The sequence below is a fragment of the Streptomyces sp. NPDC047014 genome (genome assembly GCF_040644195.1).
In the GTDB taxonomy this organism is placed as follows: Bacteria; Actinomycetota; Actinomycetes; order Streptomycetales; family Streptomycetaceae; genus Streptomyces.
In genome coordinates, this window is record NZ_JBEYVX010000154.1 from 1 (window position 1) to 7,769 (window position 7,769).

General features: G+C 65.6%; 1 protein-coding gene. It reads left to right on the forward strand.

The window, feature by feature from the left end:
* Window positions 1-24: 24 nt before the first annotated feature.
* On the forward strand, window positions 25-7,769 hold a 7,745-nt coding region (locus ABZ873_RS33475; protein ID WP_360880405.1), incomplete at its 3' end, for a hypothetical protein.

Here is a 7,769-nt window from a genome sequence, read left to right on the forward strand (position 1 = left end):
AGTTATTACTTCGAGAAGTACGACATGGGTTACATCATGGGCATGCTGGCCCATGAGATCGGCCTGCACCCTCTCGCCTCCAAGAACACGAAGATTCCGGAGGAAGAGGACCTGTATGCGGGCATGCCCCTGCAGGTCCCGGGTCTGGAGACTTTGAAGAATCCGCGTTTCATGAACACGCTGGACGCCGGTCAGGCTGACCACGTCATGGCCGCTTTCCCGCACACGATCCGCCACGGCATCTACCGGGACATCGTCGTCGAGATGGCCGAGGTTATGGCCCGGCACGCACGCGTGAACGTGGCGGGCGCGAAGGCCAAGGACGTCACGGACCTGATCGACACCTACCTGATGGATCTCGCTTCCATCGCGGTCACCAACGACCACCGTGGCAAGGCGATCCTGGACTCCAGCTACACAGCACGGGCCTACAACGCCTACAAGAGCCAGCTGGCTGAGCATCTCCCTCAGAACAGCCCGGTCCGTGCCCTGCTGCCTTCGGACAAGAGTCGAATGGGTGTCCTGGGGGACTTCGCCAAGCTCGCCTCCTACGTCGGTACCTACAACAGCGGCGACAGCATCCAGCGGCCTGCCGCCGCCCCAACCCCGGCGCCCGGAAACGCCGACGAGGCCCGCCCCCGGCTTCCCCAGGCCGACGGAAACCCCACCCCCGACACCGCACCCGCGGCAGCGGAACCGGTCCTGCGTCCGTTCAAGCTGGGGGATTTCGAGTTCACCAACCTGAACCAGACGGACAAGTACCTCGACAGGGCGGTCCGGATCATCGAGCTGCTGGACGAGCACCCGACCATCAAGCAGTACGTGGCCGGCCGTCCGGTCCGCATCACCCTGCACGTCCGCACGACCGAGACCCCGGCCGACGTCCGGGATCTCGGCGACGAGGGTGTGCAGATCAATCTGGCCAGTTATTACTTCGAGAAGTACGACATGGGCTACATCATGGGCATGCTGGCCCATGAGATCGGCCTGCATCCCCTGGCTTCCCAGAACACGAAGATCCCGGAGGAAGAGGACCTTTACGCGAGGACGCCGCTGCCCGTTCCGGGCTTGGAGACCTTGAAGAACCCGCGTTTCATGAACACCTTGGATGCGGGCCAGGCCGACCACATCATGGCGGCGTTCCCGCAAACCATCCGCCACGGCATCTACCGCGACATCGTCGTCGAGATGGCCGAGGTTATGGCCCGGCATGCACGTGTGAACGTGGCGGGTGCGAGGGCGAGGGACGTCACGGATCTGATCGACACGTACTTGATGGATCTCGCTTCCATCGCGGTCACCAACGACCACCGTGGCAAGGCGGTCCTGGATCCGGCCTATACGGCACGGGCGTACAACGCCTACAAGAGTCAGCTGGCTGAGCACCTTCCTCAGAACAGTCCGGTCCGTGCGCTGCTGCCTTCGGACAAGAGCCGGTTCGGTGTGCTCGGAGACTTCACGCGACTCGCCAGCAATGTCGGCACCTATAACAGCGGCGACAGCATTCAGCAGCCCGCGGCCCCGGAACAGCCTGCGGGTAACGCCGGCGAGGCTCGCCCCAGGCTTCCCGAGTCCGGTGTCGGTACGGGCACCGCGCCGCAGACCGAGTCGCCCATCGCCCCGCCTACCGCCCCGCGTACTTCGTCGCCGGGGGGCGGTGCGCGCGACCACCGTCCGCGGTTTGTGGTGCGGTCCGGTTTCGATGCCCGGCGGTTCTCGTACCGGGGCGAGCCGGTCACCGACCTCACGGTCCGTATCGCGCTGCGCGGCACGAACGAGGAGGCCACTCATGTGTTCGACCAGCTCCAGGCGGGTGTGGAGGAGTTCCTGAACGCCCCGGAGTACCGTCTGCCGAACGGCGACCGTCTGCACGTGACCGTAGAGCTCGTCGACCCCACCGACACGCCGCACCTGACCGTGGACTTGGCGGGCCGGGACCGGGCGATGGACCAGGTCACCTGGTGGGCCGATGCCGCGCCGGTGCAGTTCGTGCACGAACTCACCCACCAGCTGGGCCTGCGTGACGAGTACCGGGATACCGATTCTCCGCAGCGCCCTCACATTCTCGGCAGTCTGCTGGGCGACATCGACGAGGCTCCCGAAGACGCCTCGCTCACTCCCGCGGGCCTTCGCGACCGGCACCTGGCCCTGCTCGGCGCGCTCATCGGGGACATCACCCCGGCGCCCCAGCAGGACGACGACGGGACCTGGGCGCAGGCCCGGGAGACTGCTGCCAAGGAACTTCGCGAGGCTGTGTGGGTTGACCCGGTGTCTCTGCCCCGGCCCGCCGACAGTGCGACGGCCACCGGGGTCCCGGCTCACATGCAGCAGGACCAGGACCAGGCGTCTGCTCTGCGTCCGTTCAAGCTGGGGGACTTCGAGTTCACCAACCTGAACCAGACGGAGAAGTATCTCGACAGAGCGGTCCGGATCATCGGGCTGTTGGACGAGCACCCGACCATCAAGCAGTACGTCGGCGGCCGTCCGGTCCGGATCACTCTGCACGTGCGGACCACGGAGACGCCGGCCGATGTCCGGGATCTCGGCGATGAGGGTGTGCAGATCAACCTGGCCAGTTATTACTTCGAGAAGTACGACATGGGTTACATCATGGGCATGCTGGCCCATGAGATCGGCCTGCACCCCTTGGCTTCCAAGAACACCAAGATCCCGGAGGAGGAGGACCTGTATGCGGGGATGCCGTTGCAGGTGCCGGGTCTGGAGACTTTGAACAATCCGCGTTTCATGAACACCTTGGACGCGGGCCAGGCTGACCACGTCATGGCGGCTTTCCCGCACACCATCCGCCACGGGATCTACCGCGACATCGTCGTCGAGATGGCCGAGGTAATGGCCCGGCACGCACGCGTCGGCGCCCCTGGTGCGAAGGCGAAGGACGTTACGGATCTGATTGACACGTACTTGATGGATCTCGCTTCCATCGCGGTCACCAACGACCACCGTGGCAAAGCGGTCCTGGACCCGGCATATACAGCACGGTCCTACAACGCCTACAAGAGCCAACTCGCTGAGCACCTGCCCCAGAACAGCCCGGTCCGTGCGCTGTTGCCCTCGGACAAGAGCCGGTTCGGTGTGCTCGGAGACTTCACCCGCCTGGCCAGCAACGTCGGCACCTATAACAGCGGCGACAGCATCCAGCGGCCCGCCACCGTCCCGACCCCGGCGCCCGGCAATGACGGCGAGGCCCGCCCGCGGCTTCCTCAGGCCGACAACAACACCGCCGACACGACACCCACCCCGGCCCAGCCGGTCCTGCGTCCGTTCAAGCTGGGGGACTTCGAGTTCACCAACCTGAACCAGACGGAGAAGTACCTCGACAAGGCGGTCCGGATCATCGGACTGCTGGACGAGCACCCCACCATCAAGCAATACGTGGCCGGCCGTCCCGTCCGCATCACCCTGCACGTGCGCACGACCGAGACCCCGGCCGACGTACGCGACCTCGGCGACGAGGGCGTGCAGATCAACCTGGCCAGCTACTACTTCGAGAAGTATGAGACCGGTTACATCATGGGCATGCTGGCCCATGAGATCGGCCTGCACCCTCTCGCCTCCAAGAACACGAAGATTCCGGAGGAAGAAGACCTGTACGCGGGCATGCCGCTGCACGTCCCCGGTCTGGAGAGCCTGAAGAATCCGCGTTTCATGAACACGCTGGATGCGGGTCAGGCTGACCACGTCATGGCGGCTTTCCCGCACACGATCCGCCATGGGATCTATCGGGACATCGTCGTCGAGATGGCCGAGGTTATGGCCCGGCACGCACGCGTGAACGTGGCGGGTGCCAAGGCCAAGGACGTTACGGATCTGATCGACACGTACTTGATGGATCTCGCTTCCATCGCGGTCACCAACGACCACCGGGGCAAGGCGGTCCTGGACCCGGCCTACACGGCACGGTCCTACAACGCCTACAAGAGTCAGCTGGCCGAGCATCTTCCTCAGAACAGCCCGGTCCGTGCCCTGCTGCCTTCGGACAAGAGCCGGTTCGGTGTCCTTGGGGACTTCACGCGACTCGCCAGCAACGTCGGTACCTACAACAGTGGCGACAGCATCCAGCAGCCCGCCGTCCCCACCCCGGCACCCGGAAACGCCGACGAGGCCCGCCCCAGGCTTCCCGAGTCCGGTGCCGACACGGGTACGGCGCCGCGGACCGAGTCGTCGATCACCCCGCCCACCGCGTCGCCGGGGCACGGTGCGCGTGACCGCCGTCCGCGGTTCGTGGTGCGGTCCGGCTTTGATGCCCGGCGGTTTTCGTACCGGGGTGAGCCGGTTACTGACCTCACAGTCCGTATCGCGCTGCGCGGCACAGACGAGGAGGCCACTCGTGTGTTCGGCCAGCTCGAGGCGGGTGTGCAGGAGTTCCTGAACGCGCCGGAGTACCGTCTGCCGAGCGGTGACCGGCTGCACGTGACCGTGGAGCTCGTCGACCCCGCCGACGCACCGCACCTGACGGTGGATCTTGCGGGCCGGGATCGGGCGATGGATCAGATCACGTGGTGGGCCGATGCCGCGCCGGTGCAGTTCGTGCACGAACTCACCCACCAGCTCGGCCTGCGCGACGAGTACCGGGACACCGATTCCCCGCAGCGCCCTCACATTCTCGGCAGCCTGCTGGGCGGCATCGATGAGGCTCCCGAAGACAGCTCCCTCGCTCCCGCGGGCTTGCGGGACCGGCATTTGGCTCTGCTCGGCGCGCTCATCGGGGATGTCACCCCGGCGCCCCAGCAGGACGACGACGGGACCGACGGGAGCTGGGCGCAGGCCCGGGAGACTGCCGCCAAGGAACTTCGCGAGGCTGTGTGGGTCGACCCTGTGTCTCTGCCCCGGCCCGCCGACAGTGCGACGGCCACCGGGGTCCCGGCTCACATGCAGCAGGACCAGGACCAGGCGCAGGCGTCTGCTTTGCGTCCGTTCAAGCTGGGGGATTTCGAGTTCACCAACCTGAATCAGACGGAGAAGTACCTCGACAGGGCGGTCCGGATCATCGAGCTGCTGGACGAGCACCCGACCATCAAGCAGTACGTGGCCGGCCGTCCCGTCCGGATCACCCTGCACGTCCGCACGACCGAAACCCCGGCCGATGTCCGGGACCTCGGTGATCAGGGTGTGCAGATCAATCTGGCCAGTTATTACTTTGAGAAGTACGACATGGGTTACATCATGGGCATGCTTGCCCATGAGATCGGCCTGCACCCTCTCGCTTCCAAGAACACGAAGATCCCGGAGGAAGAGGACCTTTACGCGAGGATGCCGCTGCCCGTTCCGGGCTTGGAGACCTTGAAGAACCCGCGTTTCATGAACACGCTGGACGCCGGTCAGGCCGACCACGTCATGGCGGCGTTCCCGCACACCATCCGCCATGGGATCTATCGGGACATCGTCGTCGAGATGGCCGAGGTTATGGCCCGGCATGCACGTGTGAACGTGGCGGGCGCGAAGGCCAAGGACGTCACGGACCTGATCGACACCTACCTGATGGACCTCGCCTCCATCGCGGTCACCAACGATCACCGTGGCAAGGCGGTCCTGGACCCGGCCTATACGGCACGGTCCTACAACGCCTACAAGAGTCAGCTGGCTGAGCATCTGCCTCAGAACAGTCCGGTCCGTGCGCTGCTGCCTTCGGATAAGAGCCGGTTCGGTGTGCTCGGAGACTTCACCCGCCTGGCCAGCAATGTCGGTACCTATAACAGCGGCGACAGCATCCAGCGGCCTGCCGCCGCCCCGACTCCGGCGCCCGGAAACGCCGACGAGGCCCGCCCCCGGCTTCCCCAGGCCGACGGAAACCCCACCCCCGACACCGCGCCCGCGGCAGCGGAACCGGTCCTGCGTCCGTTCAAGCTGGGGGACTTCGAGTTCACCAACCTGAATCAGACGGAGAAGTATCTCGACAAGGCGGTCCGGATCATCGGGCTGTTGGACGAGCACCCGACCATCAAGCAGTATGTCGGCGGCCGTCCGGTCCGGATCACCTTGCACGTGCGGACCACGGAGACGCCGGCCGACGTGCGCGACCTCGGAGACGAGGGTGTGCAGATCAACCTGGCCAGTTACTACTTCGAGAAGTACGACATGGGTTACATCATGGGCATGCTCGCCCATGAGATCGGCCTGCACCCCTTGGCTTCCAAGAACACCAAGATCCCGGAGGAGGAGGACCTGTATGCGGGGATGCCGTTGCAGGTGCCGGGTCTGGAGACCTTGAACAATCCGCGTTTCATGAACACCTTGGACGCGGGCCAGGCTGACCACGTCATGGCGGCTTTCCCCCACACGATCCGCCACGGGATCTATCGGGACATCGTCGTCGAGATGGCCGAGGTAATGGCCCGGCACGCACGCGTCGGCGCCCCTGGTGCGAAGGCGAAGGACGTCACGGATCTGATCGACACGTACTTGATGGATCTCGCTTCCATCGCGGTCACCAACGACCATCGGGGCAAGGCGGTCCTGGACCCGGCTTATACAGCACGGTCCTACAACGCCTACAAGAGTCAGCTGGCTGAGCACCTGCCCCAGAACAGCCCGGTCCGTGCGCTGCTGCCTTCGGATAAGAGCCGGTTCGGTGTCCTGGGAGACTTCACCCGCCTGGCCAGCAATGTCGGTACCTACAACAGCGGCGACAGCATCCAGCGGCCCGCAGTCCAGGACCAGCCTGCGGGTAACGCCGGCGAGGCCCGCCCCAGGCTTCCCGAGTCCGGTGCCGGTACGGGCACCGCGCCGCAGACCGAGCCGCCCACCGCGTCGCCGGGGCACGGTGCGCGTGACCGCCGTCCGCGGTTTGTGGTGCGGTCCGGTTTCGATGCCCGGCGGTTCTCTTACCGGGGCGAGTCGGTTACTGACCTCACGGTCCGGATCGCGCTGCGGGGCACGGATGAGGAGGCCACTCGTGTGTTCGGCCAGCTCGAGGCGGGTGTGGAGGAGTTCCTGAATGCCCCGGAGTACCGTCTGCCGAACGGTGACCGGCTGCATGTGACCGTGGAGCTTGTGGATCCCACGGATGCACCGCACCTGACGGTGGATCTGGCGGGCCGGGACCGGGCGATGGATCAGATCACGTGGTGGGCGGATGCTGCGCCGGTGCAGTTCGTGCACGAACTCACCCACCAGCTCGGCCTGCGTGACGAGTACCGGGATACGGATTCTCCGCAGCGCCCTCACATTCTCGGCAGCCTGCTGGGCGACATCGACGAGGCTCCCGAGGACGCCTCGCTCACTCCCGCGGGCCTTCGCGACCGGCATTTGGCTCTGCTCGGCGCGCTCATTGGGGACGTCACCCCGGCGTCCCAGCAGGACGACGAGGGGACCGACGGGAGTTGGGCGCAGGCCCGGGAGGCTGCCGCTAAGGAACTCCGCGAGGCCGTGTGGGTCGACCCTGTGTCTCTGCCCCGGCCCGCAGACAGCACGACAGCCACCGAGATCCCGGCCCACATGCAGCAGGAGGCGCCTGCTCTGCGTCCGTTCAAGCTGGGGGACTTCGAGTTCACCAACCTGAACCAGACGGAGAAGTATCTCGACAGGGCGGTCCGGATCATCGGGCTGTTGGACGAGCACCCGACCATCAAGCAGTACGTCGGCGGGCGCCCCGTCCGCATCACCCTGCACGTCCGCACGACCGAAACCCCGGCCGACGTGCGGGACCTCGGCGACGAGGGTGTGCAGATCAACCTGGCCAGTTATTACTTCGAGAAGTACGACATGGGTTACATCATGGGCATGCTGGCCCATGAGATCGGCCTGCACCC